This window comes from Macrococcus equi (assembly GCF_047426745.1).
Classification (GTDB): domain Bacteria; phylum Bacillota; class Bacilli; order Staphylococcales; family Staphylococcaceae; genus Macrococcoides; species Macrococcoides equi.
This window is the reverse complement of the sequence record NZ_CP179732.1, coordinates 154,628-171,530: the sequence shown is the minus strand read 5'-3', so window position 1 is coordinate 171,530 and position 16,903 is coordinate 154,628. Positions and strand designations below refer to the sequence as shown.

22 protein-coding genes are annotated in these 16,903 nt (G+C 34.2%); 12 read left to right on the top strand and 10 right to left on the bottom strand.

Features of this window, described 5'->3' with window-relative positions:
• Positions 1–14: 14 nt before the first annotated feature.
• From ACMGE6_RS00840 to ACMGE6_RS00830, 3 genes are read left to right on the top strand one after another with little or no spacing between them, the layout of a single operon-like run.
• On the top strand, positions 15–452 hold the full coding sequence (locus ACMGE6_RS00840; RefSeq protein ID WP_414047817.1) for a DUF86 domain-containing protein: 438 nt from the start codon (positions 15–17) through the stop codon (positions 450–452).
• On the top strand, positions 439–1,221 hold the full coding sequence (locus ACMGE6_RS00835; protein WP_414054099.1) for a TIGR01457 family HAD-type hydrolase: 783 nt from the start codon (positions 439–441) through the stop codon (positions 1,219–1,221). Before ACMGE6_RS00840 ends, ACMGE6_RS00835 begins: the two co-directional genes overlap by 14 nt.
• Position 1,222: 1 nt before the next feature.
• Positions 1,223–2,176: a 2-hydroxyacid dehydrogenase gene (locus ACMGE6_RS00830; protein WP_414044685.1), complete on the top strand. Its 954-nt coding sequence runs from the start codon at positions 1,223–1,225 to the stop codon at positions 2,174–2,176.
• A 28-nt stretch (positions 2,177–2,204) separates the two neighbouring features.
• Here the strand turns inward: ACMGE6_RS00830 and bioB are convergent, their stop codons facing one another.
• A complete protein-coding gene (gene bioB / locus ACMGE6_RS00825) occupies positions 2,205–3,221 on the bottom strand; it encodes a biotin synthase BioB (protein WP_414054098.1) in 1,017 nt (338 codons plus the stop codon).
• A gap of 112 nt (positions 3,222–3,333) precedes the next feature.
• Positions 3,334–3,576, bottom strand: coding sequence for a NifU family protein (locus tag ACMGE6_RS00820; protein ID WP_096077042.1), 243 nt, complete (start codon positions 3,574–3,576; stop codon positions 3,334–3,336).
• Positions 3,577–3,675: 99 nt separating this feature from the next.
• On the opposite strand from ACMGE6_RS00820, the gene ACMGE6_RS00815 reads away from it, so the two are divergent.
• Positions 3,676–3,987 (top strand): YuzD family protein, encoded by a 312-nt coding sequence (locus tag ACMGE6_RS00815; RefSeq protein WP_414054097.1) that lies wholly within the window; start codon positions 3,676–3,678, stop codon positions 3,985–3,987.
• Between the two features lie 165 nt (positions 3,988–4,152).
• Here ACMGE6_RS00815 and ACMGE6_RS00810 read toward each other — a convergent pair whose 3' ends face one another.
• A complete protein-coding gene (locus tag ACMGE6_RS00810; protein WP_414044682.1) occupies positions 4,153–5,217 on the bottom strand; it encodes an NAD(P)/FAD-dependent oxidoreductase in 1,065 nt (354 codons plus the stop codon).
• Between the two features lie 158 nt (positions 5,218–5,375).
• Between ACMGE6_RS00810 and ACMGE6_RS00805 the strand changes: the two genes are divergently transcribed.
• From ACMGE6_RS00805 to ACMGE6_RS00770, 8 genes are all read left to right on the top strand, one after another.
• A complete protein-coding gene (locus ACMGE6_RS00805) occupies positions 5,376–5,612 on the top strand; it encodes a YuzB family protein (RefSeq protein WP_414044681.1) in 237 nt (78 codons plus the stop codon).
• Between the two features lie 13 nt (positions 5,613–5,625).
• The gene (locus ACMGE6_RS00800; protein WP_414047820.1) at positions 5,626–5,985 is read left to right on the top strand and encodes a HesB/IscA family protein; all 360 of its coding nucleotides are present in this window, start codon (positions 5,626–5,628) and stop codon (positions 5,983–5,985) included.
• A 159-nt stretch (positions 5,986–6,144) separates the two neighbouring features.
• Positions 6,145–7,347: an NAD(P)/FAD-dependent oxidoreductase gene (locus tag ACMGE6_RS00795; RefSeq protein WP_414044679.1), complete on the top strand. Its 1,203-nt coding sequence runs from the start codon at positions 6,145–6,147 to the stop codon at positions 7,345–7,347.
• Between the two features lie 82 nt (positions 7,348–7,429).
• Positions 7,430–7,909 carry an NUDIX domain-containing protein gene (locus tag ACMGE6_RS00790; RefSeq protein WP_414054096.1) on the top strand — a complete coding sequence of 160 codons (480 nt, stop codon included), beginning with the start codon at positions 7,430–7,432 and terminating at the stop codon, positions 7,907–7,909.
• A gap of 11 nt (positions 7,910–7,920) precedes the next feature.
• Positions 7,921–8,241, top strand: coding sequence for a YuiB family protein (locus tag ACMGE6_RS00785; RefSeq protein ID WP_414054095.1), 321 nt, complete (start codon positions 7,921–7,923; stop codon positions 8,239–8,241).
• A 13-nt stretch (positions 8,242–8,254) separates the two neighbouring features.
• Complete coding sequence (locus tag ACMGE6_RS00780) at positions 8,255–9,271, top strand: hypothetical protein (RefSeq protein WP_414054094.1); 1,017 nt, start codon at positions 8,255–8,257, stop codon at positions 9,269–9,271.
• Between the two features lie 52 nt (positions 9,272–9,323).
• Complete coding sequence (locus tag ACMGE6_RS00775; protein WP_414054093.1) at positions 9,324–10,640, top strand: Na+/H+ antiporter family protein; 1,317 nt, start codon at positions 9,324–9,326, stop codon at positions 10,638–10,640.
• Positions 10,641–10,664: 24 nt separating this feature from the next.
• Positions 10,665–11,057, top strand: a complete 393-nt coding sequence (locus tag ACMGE6_RS00770) for a PaaI family thioesterase (protein ID WP_414054092.1) — start codon at positions 10,665–10,667, stop codon at positions 11,055–11,057.
• 23 nt (positions 11,058–11,080) lie between these two features.
• On the opposite strand, the gene mnhG is transcribed toward ACMGE6_RS00770, so the two are convergent.
• The 7 genes from mnhG to ACMGE6_RS00735 are packed head-to-tail and all read right to left on the bottom strand — an operon-like array spanning position 11,081 to position 16,767.
• Positions 11,081–11,422 carry a monovalent cation/H(+) antiporter subunit G gene (gene mnhG / locus ACMGE6_RS00765; RefSeq protein ID WP_414054867.1) on the bottom strand — a complete coding sequence of 114 codons (342 nt, stop codon included), beginning with the start codon at positions 11,420–11,422 and terminating at the stop codon, positions 11,081–11,083.
• Positions 11,394–11,702 (bottom strand): Na(+)/H(+) antiporter subunit F1, encoded by a 309-nt coding sequence (locus tag ACMGE6_RS00760; protein WP_414044673.1) that lies wholly within the window; start codon positions 11,700–11,702, stop codon positions 11,394–11,396. The genes mnhG and ACMGE6_RS00760 overlap by 29 nt, the downstream gene beginning before the upstream one ends.
• On the bottom strand, positions 11,692–12,177 hold the full coding sequence (locus ACMGE6_RS00755) for a Na+/H+ antiporter subunit E (RefSeq protein WP_414054091.1): 486 nt from the start codon (positions 12,175–12,177) through the stop codon (positions 11,692–11,694). The genes ACMGE6_RS00760 and ACMGE6_RS00755 overlap by 11 nt, the downstream gene beginning before the upstream one ends.
• Positions 12,177–13,655 carry a Na+/H+ antiporter subunit D gene (locus ACMGE6_RS00750; protein WP_414054866.1) on the bottom strand — a complete coding sequence of 493 codons (1,479 nt, stop codon included), beginning with the start codon at positions 13,653–13,655 and terminating at the stop codon, positions 12,177–12,179. Before ACMGE6_RS00750 ends, ACMGE6_RS00755 begins: the two co-directional genes overlap by 1 nt.
• Positions 13,642–13,983, bottom strand: a complete 342-nt coding sequence (locus tag ACMGE6_RS00745) for a Na(+)/H(+) antiporter subunit C (protein WP_414044671.1) — start codon at positions 13,981–13,983, stop codon at positions 13,642–13,644. The genes ACMGE6_RS00750 and ACMGE6_RS00745 overlap by 14 nt, the downstream gene beginning before the upstream one ends.
• Positions 13,983–14,411: a Na(+)/H(+) antiporter subunit B gene (locus ACMGE6_RS00740; protein ID WP_414044670.1), complete on the bottom strand. Its 429-nt coding sequence runs from the start codon at positions 14,409–14,411 to the stop codon at positions 13,983–13,985. Before ACMGE6_RS00740 ends, ACMGE6_RS00745 begins: the two co-directional genes overlap by 1 nt.
• Positions 14,395–16,767, bottom strand: coding sequence for a Na+/H+ antiporter subunit A (locus tag ACMGE6_RS00735; RefSeq protein WP_414054090.1), 2,373 nt, complete (start codon positions 16,765–16,767; stop codon positions 14,395–14,397). Before ACMGE6_RS00735 ends, ACMGE6_RS00740 begins: the two co-directional genes overlap by 17 nt.
• Positions 16,768–16,903 lie beyond the last annotated feature (136 nt).

The following is a 16,903-nucleotide window of genomic DNA, read 5'->3' as shown; positions in this document are numbered from 1 at the left end:
GTGGAGGCGATGACATGTATTTTGTAGATAGAGATGAATTGGATGAAAAGTTGGTTTATATCGATAAACTTTCACATGGTGTGGAAGAAGCAGATGGTTACGCACTTGAACGTATTTGCCATATGTTAATAGAAGCTGTGGTAGACGTTGGCAATATGATAATTGATGGATTTGTAATGCGTGATCCCGGTAGTTATCAGGATGTTATTGATATTTTAGAGATGGAGAAAGTGATTTCTACTGAATCTAGTCAGGCTATTAGTAATACACTGCCATTACGTCAGTGGTTTGTAAGAAGTTATACAAATATTGATCATGCACAAGTTAAACAAGTCTTTTTAGAAAATATAAAAGCTTATCAGCAATTCAAATTAAATGTTGATACATTTATAGAGAATGAACTGGGACCAGTATCAGCATTCGGAAAGGGTAGTAAAAATGAAAAAATATAGTGGATATTTATTAGATCTTGACGGTACGATGTATGCAGGTTCTGAAGTCATCGAAGGTGCACGTGAGTTTATCCAGTATTTATCAGATCATGATTTACCATATTTATTTGTAACAAATAATGCATCTAAACGACCGGATGAAGTTGCGGACAAATTATCAGCGATGGGATTTGTAGCTCATGAACAGAATGTTGTTACAAGTGCGATGGCGACTGCTTCATATATTGCGGAAGAAAAGCCCGGTGCTTCAGTATATGTAATTGGAGGGACTGGTATTCGCAGCGCTCTGGAAAATGAAGGATTAGTTATTAAAGATGATGAACACGTAGATTACGTTGTCATTGGTTTAGATGTTGATATTAATTATGAGAAATTATCACTTGCGTGTCTTGCTGTAAGAAATGGTGCAAAATTTATTTCAACAAATCCTGATACGTCAATTCCAACTGAGCGTGGTTTCTTACCGGGCAATGGTGCATTAACAAGTGTGATTTCTGTATCAACAGGTGTAGAACCTATATTTATCGGTAAGCCTATGCCGACAATTATGAACAAAGCAGTTGAGATGATTGGTCTTGATAAATCTGAACTTGTTATGATCGGTGATTTATATATGACTGATATAATGAGTGGCATTAATGCAGGTATAGATACGTTGCATGTTCAAACAGGTGTGTCATCTTACGAACAAGTTATGGCTGAAGCGGTACCTCCAACGTATAGTATGAAAAATCTTCTTGAAGTGATTGAAATCTATGAAGGACAGTAAAATGAAGGTACTGATCACAAGAAGTATTCCCGAGCAATTTGTGACGCGATTAAGCCAATATGCTGAAGTAGAAGTATATGGTGAAACGATGAAGCCGATGCCAAGAGAAGCATTGCTTGAAAGTGCAAAAGACAAAGATATTATTATATCGATGTTGAGTGATGCTATGGATAAAACATTGATGGATAGTAATCCAAACTTAAAGGCAATTATTAATCTAGCCGTAGGTTATGACAACATCGATATCGATTATGCACACAAAAAAGGGATTATAATATGTAATACACCAGATGTATTAACTGAAACGACTGCTGAATTAGCATTCACATTAATGTTGGTAACAGCAAGACGTATTATTGAAGCGAGTACCTTAGTTAAAGAAGGTAATTGGGTTGGATGGTCTCCTTATCTACTAGCCGGTCTCGATGTATATGGTAAGACGGTAGGTATTTTCGGAATGGGGAGTATTGGTGTTGCATTAGCCAGAAGATGTAAGGGTTTGAATATGTATATTCAGTATCATAATCGCAGTGAAAGTAAGTATGCTAAAGAACTTGGTGCAGATTATGTAAGTTTTGAAGAATTACTTAAAACAAGTGATTTTGTAATTTGTACAGCACCTTTAACGAGTGAAACGCAAGATATTTTCAATCAATCTGCCTTTAGCAAGATGAAAAACAGTGCAATATTTATTAATGTTGGACGTGGTGGTCATGTCGTTGAGCAAGATTTACTTGATGCAATACAGCAGCAAACAATCTACGCTGCTGGTGTAGATGTATTAAACGATGAGCCAGTAGGTAGGGATCATCCATTTTTAACGGAAGAGCGTATTACGGTATTGCCGCATATCGGAAGTGCGACGAAAGATACACGTGATGCTATGATTGAACGATGTATCATAAATGCGGAACAAATCATTCGTGGGAAATCACCAGTTAGTGAAGTGAAATAAAAAATTGCCATCTCGTGATGGCAATTTTTTATGATATATTCAATGCTATTTTATCAGGTGACTGCTCGAATGCATTATGTTCAATTTCAAACCCTAAATCTTCAATCATTTGATAGTCTTGTTTATTGGGTTGACCTTCAGTGACTAAGTAATCACCTACAAAGATTGAATTTGCAGCAAATAAAGCGAGTGGTTGCAATGAACGTAGATTTACTTCACGACCACCAGAAACACGAATTTCTTTTGTCGGATTAACCAGTCTAAATAATGATAAAATTTTTAAACATTTGTTTGGTGTCAGTTCATCCTTATCTTCAAATTTCGTACCTTTAATTGCATGCAGGAAATTGACCGGTATTGAATCTGCATCTATGGTTTTAAGCGCAAATGCCATTTCAACTATATCTTCATCCGTTTCTCCCATACCACAGATAACACCTGAACAAGGTGAGATATTATTTGCTTTCATAATTTCTACAGTATTTATTCGATCTTCATAAGTATGTGTTGAAACAACTTCATCGTGATATCGTTCACTCGTATTTAAATTATGGTTATAACGATCAACACCGGCAGCTTTTAATTGCTTTGCTTGCTCATCGTTAGTTAAACCTAGACATGCACAAATTTTAAGTTGAGGATGGTTTTCTTTGATCTTTTCAACAGCATTTGTGACACGATCTACTTCACGGTTCGTTGGTTTACGTCCGCTCATTACGATACAATATGTTCCGACTTGATTTTGTACAGCACTATCTGCCCCTAGAATAATTTTTTCTTCATCAATCAATGCGTAAGGCGTACAGCCCGTTTCAGTTTTATCAGCTTTAATGGACTGTCCGCAATAACCACAGTCCTCGGCACATAATCCACTTTTGGCATTTAAAATCATATTAAGTTTTACTTTATTTTGATAATAATGAAAACGAACTTGATAAGCCTCATCCAGTAAATATAATATCTGATGGTCTGGTGTTTGCAATATTTGCAGAGCTTCTTTTTTTGTTAAAGTTTCTCCATCTATGACGCGTTGTGCATAGTTCACTTTATTTCCTCCTAAAAGTTAGTCAACCAAATTATATCACAGGTTAACAATAGAAAGTATATTAAGAGAAAGATATAAAAAAAGCTGAGACGAATGTCTCAGCTAAGGAAAATTAAAATACTTGTTCTACTTCAACTACGCCAGGTACTTCTTCTAATAAAGCACGTTCAATACCAGCTTTTAATGTTATCGTTGAAGATGGACATGTGCCACATGCTCCTAATAGACGAAGTTTAACAATACCGTCTTCAACATCTACTAATTCGCAATCGCCACCATCTCTAAGTAAGAACGGACGTAATTTTTCTAATACTTCATTTACAGCATCAAACATTGTTTGTTGTTCAGTTGTCATTATAACTCCTTTCGAGTAAATGTAGTGGTTTACTCTAACTTTTTTAGTATAATCAATATAGCATAATAAATTAAGAGTTTAAAGGGGGATGTATTATAAATGATAAATGTTATCATTTACGGTGCAGATGTAGTATGTGCAAGTTGTGTTAACGCTCCAACGTCAAAAGATATCTTTGACTGGATTCAACCAAATTTAAATAGAAAGTTTCCGGAATTAGAGTTCAATTATAGTTATATTGATATTCATCAAACAGAGAATTTAACCGATCATGATGAAAATATTATTGAACAAATTAATAATGATGAACTATTTTATCCGTTAATTACAATGAACGATGAAATTGTTGCTGATGGTTATATTCAGTTACCTCAAGTTACTAATTTTGTAGAAGAACATTATATGAAATAAAGGGTGAGACATAAGTCTTTATCCTCATACGATTAACAGCCTAAACGGCGGAACAGAAGTTGCCACTACGACAAAAACCGAAGGAAAACTATAAATCAAAGAGCGATTTATTAGTTTCGTTCGGTTTTTGCTTGTGACAGAACACCTCTGTTCCGGCCTCTTTATTTAGCCATTATGATATTTGTAAAGCCATAGCACCCCTGATTTCATTAAGCGAGCAAGGCGGCCTGTTACTGTTTTTTCCATTAAATAAGCAAATCCTTCTTTCTCACCTAATGAACCCATAAATCCTTGAAGTTTTAATTCAGGCATCGTTTCTGGTAGTTCTTTGTCTGACCAGATTAATTTCATCACATCAATAATCTGTTCTGCCTGAAGTTCTGCAAGTTGTGCACTTGGAGCATGTGGAAGAGAGGCACAATCACCCACTACGTAAACATTCGGGTGAGTCGGAATTTGGTGATATTGATTTAATTTCACTCGATTTCCTTCACCTAGTTCAACTGGAAGGTTACGTACAATCTCTACCGGCTGAATACCAGCTGTCCATACACAAATGTCAACATCATATGATATATCATTATTGTATAGTTTTCCCGGTTCAACTTTCACAACGTTTGAGTTAGGAATAACTTCTACATCATTTTTGTCGAACCATTTTTTTACATAACTACTTAATTTCTCAGGAAAGGCTGGTAAAATACGTTCACCACGGTCAAATAACTGAATATGAAGATCCTTTCTGGATTCTCTGAGTTCACTAGCAAGTTCTATACCACTTAATCCGGCACCTACGATACCCACTGTTGATCCTTTAGGCAGGTCAGCAATGGCTTGATATGTCTTACGTGCTTTCGTCATTGTCTGAATGCTATATGTATATGCTTCAGCACCTGGGACATTGTGATATTTATCTTCACAACCTAGCCCGATAACTAGTTCATCATAATCCACATGATTTTCACCGATTGAGACAATTTGTTTATCTAGATCTATCAGTGTGACCTCACCATAAACAATGTTGAGACGTTTATCTTGTGGAAATTCCACACGTACATCTTTATCCGATTCCGTCCCTGCAGCTAAAGCGTAAAACTCAGTCTTTAAACCGTGAAATGGAATTTTATCAATTAACGTGATATTGTATTCTGCTGGTAATGTATTCGGCAAAAGTTTTTGCATAATACGCATATTACCATATCCCCCACCAAGTAAAACTAAATTCTTCATTATTATGATCCCCTTCATAAGTCAAAGTTCTATTGTTTTTCTTTAATCTAAATTATAATATAGTTTAACATTAAATTATAGCGATTATATAACACTATCGATAATAATAGCTAATAGAAAATGATAAGTATAAGTTATCATTTAAAAGGAAGATGAAAATGAATCCTATTGTAGAATTTTGTATATCTAATTTAGCCAAAGGTGGTCAAAGTGTTTTTGATGAATTATCCAATGATCCCAATATTGACGTTTTAGACTATGGCTGTTTAACCTATTGTGGTCAATGTAGTGATAGTCTATATGCTTTAGTCAATGGGGATATTGTGACGGGTGACACACCAGAACAATTAAAAGAAAATATTTATAATCACATAAAAGCAACATGGATTTTTTAAAGGAGGAATTATAATGTCTACAGTAATTTTAACTGAAGCTGCAGCATATGAAGTAAAATCAATGATGGAGAAAAATGGCTTGCCTAATGGATTTTTACGCATCTCTGTGAAGGGCGGTGGGTGCACAGGTTTATCATATGGCATGAGTGCTGAAGAGCAGCCAGGAGAGAATGATGAGGTACTTTCATTTTACGGTGTGAATGTTTTGGTGGACAAAGCCGATGCACCTATATTAAATGGTACGACAATAGATTTTAAACAATCACTGATGGGTGGAGGCTTTGCCATAGAGAACCCAAATGCTATAGCTTCTTGCGGATGTGGAAGTTCATTTAGAACTAAAGATGTTGCAGGTACACCAGAAAATTGTTAATCTCTACAATATAATACCTAAAATACGCTTGTATTTATAACACAAAAGTTTTAATATATAAGTTGGAATATTTATAAATAACTTTGTGACAAAAATCACATTTTTTATCAGTTGAAATATAAAATAAGTTAAAAATTTATTGAGAATGGGTGAATACTAATGGGATTTGAAAGAAAAAAGGTAGTTGTATTAGGTGGAGGATATGCTGGTTTACAAACTGTAACTAAGTTACAAAAGTTAGTATCAGCACAAGATTGCGATATTACATTAATCAATAAAAATGAATATCATTATGAAGCAACTTGGTTACATGAAGCGTCAGCTGGTACACGTGAATATCAAGATTGTTTATATCCGATTGCCAGCGTATTAAATCATTCAAAAGTAGATTTCGTAGTAGGCGAAGTTACAAAAATTAATAAAGATGAAAAAACAGTTGAAACTACAAAAGGGACTTATAACTTTGATATCTTAGTAGTTGCTCTTGGTTTCGAATCAGAAACTTTCGGTATTGCAGGTATGAAAGAACATGCATTCCAAATTGAAAATATCAATACAGCACGCCGTATAGCTGCTCACATTGAAGAACGTTTTGCACATTATGCAAACAGTACAGATAAAGATGAAAAAGATTTAGCGATTTTAGTTGGTGGAGCAGGATTTACAGGTATTGAATTATTAGGTGAATTAGTAGAGAAAGTCCCTGCTTTATGTAAGGAATACAATATTGATCAATCAAAAGTTAAATTAACTTGTGTTGAAGCAGCACCAAAAATGTTACCAATGTTCTCTGAAGACTTAGTTAAATATGTAATGAACTTCTTAGAAAAACGTGGCGTTGAATTTAAAATTGCAACGCCTATCGTAGCAGCAAATGAAAATGGCTTCGTTGTGAAAGTCAATGAACAAGAAGAACAATTATATGCTAATACAGTAATTTGGGCTGCAGGTGTACGTGGTTCTAAATTAATGGAAGAATCATTTGACGGTGTTAAACGTGGACGTATTATCGTACGTGACGATTTAAGAATCGATGGTTATGACGATATCTTTGTTATCGGAGATTGCTCTGCAGTAATGAGTGGAGAACGTCCATTACCAACAACTGCACAAATTGCAATGCAACAAGGTGAATTCACTGCTAAAGCAATTCAAAAATTATTAAACGGTGAAAAATTACCTGCCTTTGTTTATGATGATAAAGGAACAGTATGTTCTTTAGGTTCTCATGACGGTGTTGGTGTTGTATTCGGTAAAGAAATTACAGGTAAAAAAGCAGCACTTATGAAAAAATTAATTGATACTCGTGCACTATTTAAAATTGGTGGTGCTGGTGTAGCATATAAAAAAGGTAAATTTTAATATTGATATAATATTAAATGCTTAAAAATTGTGAGGGGCATTCTTTGCTTTCCTCACTTTTTTTGTAAGTTAGGAGATTATTATGGCGAGAGATAAAGTATGGCTAGGTGTCACTGCGATAGTCATAAATAATAATGGAGATTGGCTATTACTTAAGAAACAATATAGTGGTATGCGAGGAATGTGGAGCACACCAGCAGGATTTGTTGATAACGGAGAAACTGCAGATCAGGCAGTTCTTCGTGAACTATATGAAGAAACAGGTATTAAGGGTGAAGTACAAGGTGTTATTGGCTTAAGAAGCGGTGTAATTAAAGGATTGATTTCAGATAATATGATACTCTTTCTGGTTAAACCGACAACAACTGAAATAACTGCGATCTTACCAAATGATGAGATTGAAATTGTTGAGTGGCGTTCACCTGAAGCAATATTAAGCGATCAATCAGTTTCACCTATGATTCATCATTTAGTTCATTCGATGAGTAGTGCAATCAGTTTAACGAGTACAGAGTCTCCTGGCGCACATTTTAATTATACACATTATCATCTTTTTACTTAGGAGGAACATTTTTGACAGCTTTAATACAGTTGATTATTTCAACGCTTTTATTTTTCGTTTTGTTTTTCGGTATAGCTTTTATACTGAATATGTTACTTAAATCAACATGGATTATGACTGCGCTTTACCCATTTGTAGTATTTGCGATTGTAGATAAGATTTCTACAGCAGATTATTTCTTAAAACCAGGTTATGCAATTAAAAAATTATGGCATGGTCTGACGCATCTTTTACCTGCAGATATTATTATGTTATCTGGCGGACTGATTGGTGCAATTGTTGCAGGGTTTGTTATTCGTAATTTAAGACGTAGCGGCTATACAATGTTCTAAAGGGGCGGATTAGATGCATCTACACTTTCAAGCACACATAGAGAATCTCTATGTGTGTTATTTACCATCACAAGTTAGTCAGATTCGATCATTACTAGATAAATATCACCATGAAATAGCAGCACAATATCCACTTAAAAATAAAAATACACCATATTTTATTCGTGATGAACACATCTTATTTTTATTTATTCCAATTGGAAATATGAAAGAGATGACGATACAAAATGTCATCGATACAGCGATTCAAATAGAAAAAATAGAAATTGCCAATCTCAAAATAGATGATGTTGAGATTCATATGAAATTATTAGAAAAATATCTTCACGCAGATTATATTGAAATTTTAAAAAGTGCAATAGTTACTAAGTTTAAAAACGTGACCGACACCGATATTCGTGATTTCACTGAAAAATTAGTGCTGTTACCAGTTGAAGTTACCGATAGAGTATTATGTCTTACTAATGATGATCATCTATCGATGTATGAATTCATATCGGAAAATTCCAGTAAAATTTTTGTATACATCACACTACAACAAAATATTAACTTTGAATTACTTCAGGCCCTTGTCGACATGAATGAAAGTATACTTTTTGTTGTATATAAAAAAGAAAACGCTATCTCGCAGCAAAGATTTGCATTCAATGGTCAACAACTTACAACGCACAAAGTTAATTATCATAATATTTGCTTAGACGTACTCCATTATGCAAGACAATATAGAATGCACACCATATTAATAAAGGATACTACTAAAAAACAAAATGACTTTTTATGCGACAAAGCAATTGTAATTGAGCAAGATAATACTGCATTTCTTTCAACACTCATTCAAGAGGAATTTGATGTTACATTTCACTATCATCATCAGATTAACCTACGTGATTATGTAAATCTAAATGATTTTAAAGAAAACCATTTTTATATTAATCATTCCGTTACCGGGTTGGAGTGGATTAATTATCCACAAAACCGTGCAATTTATCTATATCTTTTAGAGAAATTAATTAAAACTCTTGACGAATAAAACAAGTTACTTTAACATGGTAGTACATTAGCGAACTAAAGGGGTGTATGAATTGATAAATGCTGTTCTTTTAGCCATTATCGTAATGGTTATCTTAAGTTTATTTAGATTAAATGTTGTCTTAAGTTTATTTATAGGAGCTTTGGCTGGTGGATTGTCCGCTGGGATGAGTATAGATAAGACAATCCAAGTGTTTAGCAGCGGTATTGCTGATGGTAGTGAAATCGCATTAAGTTATGCGTTATTAGGAGGATTTGCCGCCCTGATTTCATATTCTGGTATTACAGATTATTTAGTGTCTAAAATCATTGCGAAGTTGAATCAGGAAAATACGAGAAAAGCTAGATTAATTACAAAAGTTACGATATTTGTTTTCTTGATTATATTAAGCTGTTTTTCTCAAAATTTAATTCCGATACATATAGCATTTATCCCTATCGTCATACCTCCTTTACTTAGTTTATTTAACGAGTTAAAAATTGATAGAAGATTAATCGCGGTAATCATTACTTTTGGTTTAACTTTCCCATATACATTATTACCTTATGGATTTGGATATATCTTTCACGGCATCATTAAGAAAAGTTTTGATAAAGCACATGTTGCAATAGATTTTGGTGATATTTGGAAAGCAATGCTTATTCCATCGCTGGGTTTTATAGTAGGGTTAATCATCGCTTTTATCATCTTTAGAAAAGAGAGAAGTTATAAAAATATTGAGTTAACTACGAAAAAGCCCCCTGTAAAATTAAATCCGTTACTTGTCACATTAACGATTGTTGCTGTAATAGGTACATTTATAGTTCAGACATTAACCGGATCGATGATCTTTGGTGCACTAACGGGAATATTAATTATATTTCTTTCATTCCAGTTTGACTGGAAAGAACTTGATAACGAACTCATTGAAGGTATGAAAGTCATGGCCTATATTGGAATGGTGATGCTCGTAGCTAATGGATTTGCCAGTGTTATGACAGAAACAGGGCAAGTATCTACATTAGTCAAATCTTTAATAGCATTAACACACGGTTCTAAATCATTAACAATTCTCGCAATGTTATTTATCGGTTTAGTGGTAACATTAGGAATCGGTTCAAGCTTTGCAACGATACCTGTAATTGCTGCAATCTTTATTCCTATGGGAGAAGCTATAGGACTAAGTACGATGGCTATCATAGCTGTTATTGGTACGGCAGGGGCATTAGGAGATGCAGGTAGTCCTGCAAGTGATTCAACGTTGGGACCGACAGCAGGATTAAATATGGATGGTCAGCATAATCATATTTATGATACATGTATTCCAACTTTCTTACTGTTTAATATACCACTAATAATTTTTGGATTTATTGCTGCGATGGTATTATAGAGATAAAAACTGATGGAGGGTTTCATGAATTCAGAATTATTAAAAGTCCCTAGTTTAATTTCACATTTTAAAATTGAAGAGGTTAGTTTTAGTGCAAACAAACTTATTATGAAGATGCCGGTTACGGATATCGTACGTCAGCCTTTTGGATTCTTACATGGAGGAGCGACTGTAGCATTATGCGAAACAGCTGCCTCATATGGATCAGCATTACTGATTGCTGAAGATGAGATTCCATTAGGATTAGAGATTAATGCAAATCATATTTCGAGTGTTCGTTCAGGCGAAGTTTTTGCTCATGCTGATATTATACATCAGGGTAAATCGATACATGTATGGGAGATTAAAGTATATGACGATGCCGACCGTTTAATTTCATCATCAAGATGTACGATTGCTATAAAAAAAATGAGATAAGGAATTTTCCTTATCTCATTTTTTTATTTTGCATCTTTTAAATCATCTCTTACAGTAGACGGTGTATAGGGCGTTTTAGAATAGTACGCACTTCTCATGATTAAATGGCCGCCAATAGGACCCGTTGAAAAGATAAACAATATTGCAAGCAGCAATGTTGGTTCGAAATGATGATCTCGACCTAAGAAATAAAGAAATACACCGAACATCATGAACATAACGCCTAATGTTGATGATTTACTTGCAGCATGAGCACGCGTATACACATCAGGTAATCGTATTAAACCGATTGCACTGATGACAGTAAGTAATGCACCGGTAATAATGAAACACATACTAATGATTAGAACGATTGTGTCGATCATATTCAACGATTTCTCCTTTCTCCATAAATTTAGCAAAGGCTGCAGTACCGAGAAAGGCGAGTACACCTAGCAGCATAATGATGCTGATATAGTATTTTGTATTGAGCAGAACAGAGAATAGCGCAATCATTGCCATAAGTGAAATCCCTAATGCATCAAGTGCTACGACGCGATCAGCAAGTGTAGGCCCTTTAACGACGCGATAAATGATTCCAAGCATCGCACAAGAGACGATAATCAAAGCAATAACGATGATAATCGTAATAATTTCAGTTGTCATGTTTAACTATCTCCTTTATCGCATCTTCAAAAGAATGCTTAATACCATTTATTTCAGATTCAAGATCACTAAAATCAATCGCGTGGATATACAGTTTACTCTTATCATCACTCACAGCAACAACAACTGTTCCTGGTGTCAAAGTAATGAGTAGTGACAATAAACTGATTTCCCAGTCTTTTCGTAGTTCAGTAGGATACATAAAAAAGGCTGGCTGTATATCCACATTAGGGGCGATAACAATTTTTAGTACGCTTAAGTTTGCTTTAAATAATTCAATGATAAAGATGCCCATCAAACGAATAAATTTTAAAAATGGAATGAGATAAAATCCACCGGGTAAAAATGGTCGCATAATGAAAATGCCGATTAAACCGAATAAATAACCTAGAACCATGTTACCAAATGAGACTGAACCGGTCAGGATACACCATAATATAATGAGACCGGTATGAATAATCATTTGAACTGCCATTATTTCACCCCTAAAGATTTGACATAAGTTTCTGGTGCATGAATAGATAATGCAGCTTTTTCAACAACAGGATAAAGTGTCTCACTCATTACACCAAATAATACTGCAGCAATTGTCATGATAACAGCTGCTGTCATCATTTTGTGTATAGGTTGATGAGGATAAATTTCCCCTTTACCAAAGAATACACTTAAAAATATTTTAATGACTGAAAATAATACGATTAGACTACTTAATAGAACAATGATAGCACTAATGATATAGCCTTCATTCATTGCAGCTTTAACGATAAAATACTTGCCGTAAAACCCGCTAAGCGGTGGAATCCCCGCTAAAGAAAGTGCAGCAATAAAATATGTGAAACCGAGCAATGGATAATGCTTTATCATTCCGCCGATGTTTCTGATATCTGTCTGCTGAGTTATTTTTATAATAATTCCGATAAGCATAAATAAACTTGCTTTAATAATCATGTCGTGAATCAAATAATAAATACCACCGATTGTTGCATCTTTTGTATATATCACTAGACCCACAATAATTACTCCGACAGCAATCATAATGTTATAGATAATAATTTTTTTCATATCATGATAGGCAAGTGCACCGATACACCCAAAGATAATCGTCAGTAATGCAAGGATTAATAAAATATTATGTACAAATTCACCTGACTGGCTAAAGAACAAGCTGTACGTTCTATACAGTGCATAAACACCAACTTTTGTTAACAATGCACCGAATAAAGCGAGGATAGGAATTGGTGGTGCATAATAAGCCCCAGGTAACCAAAAATATAATGGAAACATTCCGGCTTTTGTTGCAAAAACGAAGATGAATAGAACGGCACATATGATGATAATATTCTGATCTTTGATGCTTGCTATTCGATTACTCATGTCTGCCATATTTAATGAACCGATAACTGAATAAAGCATACCGATTGCAAGGACGAAAAATGCAGAACTAGTAACGTTCACGAGAATATATTTAATACTTTCCTGGAGTTGTATCTTTGTTCCGCCAATAATCATTAACACGTATGAACTTATTAGAAATACTTCGAAAAATACAAATAAGTTAAAGATATCTCCCGTTGTAAAAGCACCATTTAAACCTGTTAACATAAACATTACGGATGTATAGTAGTAGTAAGTTTCTCTGTCAACACCGATTGATTGAAATGAATAGTAAATCATGATTAGGGTGATAAATGTTGTTGTTAATACGAGTAGTGCAGACAACATATCAGAGACTAAAACGATACTATAGGGCACTTTCCAGTTGCCGAGCTCTAAATATACAGTGCCGTGATTAAACACATGGAAAAATTGATAAATTGATACGATTAAGGTAATGAGAGCTCCAGTAAAAGCCACCATTCTTTTAAGTATCGGTTGTTTACCTAAACAGATTAAAATAATTGCTGTAATCGCAGGGATGATAATAGGGAATACAATCAAATTATTCATCATCAGGCACCCCCTTATAATCTGAGACATTGTCAGTTCCTAGTTCTTTATAGCTTCTAAAGGCAAGTACGAGAAAGAATGCAGTGACTGCAAAACTTATAACAATCGCCGTAAGAATTAAAGCTTGTGGAATCGGGTCAGTATAATAATGTTGATTTTCTTCATAGATGGGTGATGCCCCTTTTTTTAATCCACCGCTTGTCAGTAACAATAGATTGACGGCATGTGAAATGATGGATGAACCGATAATAATTCTGAGTAAACTTTTAGAGAGAATCAGATAGACACCACAAGTTACAAGAATGCCACTTAAGATAATGATTAATATTTCCATTATTCGCTCTCTCCAATCGTTAAAATAATAGTCATTGTTGTGCCAATGACAGCCAGCATAACACCGATATCAAACAGCACAGCTGTGTGCAAATGAAGGTCACCTAACAGAGGTAAATGTAAATCACCAAATGTATGTGTAAAAAATGGTTTCCCCTGTAAAATACTAATCAAAGGTGTTCCATAACAAAACATTAGTCCGATAGCTATCACCTTTTTGAAGTCAATCGGTATGATTTGCTGTAATGTTTTAATATCATAGGCAATTAAAATAATGAGTAAGGCAGAAGATATTAATAAACCGCCTACAAATCCACCACCCGGTGAATAATGACCTCCCATGAAAATCGCGAATGCGAACGTAACGATAATGAAAAAGACAACTAACGTACAAAATTGTAAGATAACATCATTATTTTGCCTTTTCATTATGTTCACCTCGATTCTGTCTCAATCTAATTAAAGTATAGATACCAATGCCCGCAATACCTAATACACTAGACTCAAATAACGTATCAAATCCACGAAAATCTACTAATATAACGTTGACCATATTTTTACCTGCTGCTAATTCATATACATTTTTAATGTAATATTCAGCGATAGAAGGATAAAGTTTATTACTATAAGCACTGAGTGCAATTACTGTTACACATAATCCCGTAAGTATTGCGATGACAAGATTCATTATTTTGAATTTTGAACTTTCATCATGTCTATACTGACGTGGTAAGTGATAGAAACACATTAAGAAGAGTGCTGTTGAAATTGTTTCGATGGCGAGTTGAGTCAATGCTAAATCGGGGGCATCGAAAAATACAAATAATAATGCAATCGAATAACCAATCGCACTTAACATGATAATACTGAATAATCTTGATTGTGCTTTTAAAATCATAATGATAGCAATCAGTATGATGCCTACTAGAATAATTTCATACGCATGAATAGATCCTAAAGAATCAAATTCAATATGGATCGGTGCTTTAATATAAACATAGATTGTCATGATGATTAAAGTAATTAAAATAGCAGTCATACTGAATCTAATTGTTTGATGAACTAAATATTGATTTAAACGTTTACTCACCTTTTGTGACTGTACAAGCAAATAATCATAACCATTATTTAAACTAATTTGTTGTGGGAGAAGTGAATAAATTTTATGCCAGCGCTTAAATGTTATTACTGCTAGAAGACCGAAAATAATAATGGCTAACGTAATCATTAATGGCGTATTAATGCCATGAAAATGATGAATTGGTTCAATTTGTACCTGTCGATTTAAAATACTATTTGTAGCTGCTGATAATAATGGTAAAAATAGATTCGGTAAAATTGAAATCACCAGCATGATAGATATTAAAATAACGGGTGAAACTAACATAGCTGCAGGTGCTTCATGTGGATGTTTTTCACTTGTATTTTCCTTAGGATTACCAAAGAAAATATCTTTTAATAATTTGATACAGTATATAAAAGTAAACATACTACCTATAAACATTAGAACGATAGCAATACTTCCAGCTATCGGTTGGTTGGATAGATGAGTTACAGCAATGACTACAGAACTGATAAACATTTCCTTGCTTAAGAAACCATTGAAAGGTGGGACACCAGCCATACTCAATAACCCAAGCAAACTAATTGTAAAGGTAATCGGCATTAATGTGAGTAATCCATTTAATTTCCTGATATCTCGTGTTCCAGTTTCATGGTCAATGATACCTACTGCCATAAATAGTGCACCTTTAAACGAAGCATGGTTTAAAATGTGAAACACACTGGCAGTAATTGCAATAATAAAAACTTCATTATGCTGCTTTGAAAGCGCAAATGAGCCGATACCTAATAAAGACATGATTAAACCTAATTGACTGATTGTACTAAATGCTAAAATACCTTTTAAATCTTTTTGGTTAACTGCTTTTACAGAAGCAAAACACATGGTGAATAGACCAATAAATATTAAACTGTAAGTCCAGACATGACTGACTGCATAAACGGGCGTGAATCTGGCAATTAAATAAATTCCAGCCTTAACCATTGTTGCAGAATGAAGATAAGCACTGACGGGTGTTGGTGCTTCCATTGCATCAGGCAACCAGATGTGAAAAGGAAATTGCGCTGATTTAGTGAAAGCTGCTAGTAGAGTAAGCACAATCGCTAAAGGAAATAACTGGTGCTGTTGAATTATTGCTGATTGTTCGATCATTGCACTGATTGAGGTAGTATGAGACACAGTGATGAGAATGGTAATTGCACCAAGTAACATCAAACCACCAAAAACAGTGATTAACATAGATTTTAGTGCACCCTGTATGGATTTATCTTTGTAATACCAAAACGAAATTAATAAGAAACTTGAAATACTTGTCAGTTCCCAAAACATATATAAAGCTAAGATATTATCACTCAGTACAACGCCCAACATTGCACCCATAAATAATAGCAAATATGTATAAAACTTACCTAATTCCTCTCTCTTATTCAAATATGAGATGGAATAGAATACTACAAGCGTTCCAATTACCGAAATAAGTAATGTAAATAATAAACTGATACCATCAAGTTTGAAATTGAGATTAAGTCCGATATGTGGCATCCATGCATGATTTTCGAATATAGCATGTTGAATCGCTTTCAACTTGCTGATAAAGAAAATTGAAGCAATCACAGGTACTGGTAATACGAACCAACCTGTATGTACCTTTGAGAAATACTTCTGTATTAAAACTGGAAAAAATGCTGCAATGAAGGGCAGCAAGACTATCCAAAGTAGCATATAAAAACCTCCCTAGACATACTATTATACTAAAAAAACAGTCTCAAATTAACAACTTGTATGGAAAGTATGATATTTTAATCCTTATTCCTTAAATAAGAAGAAACAGATTTATTACAAAAAAAACGTCAAAGAA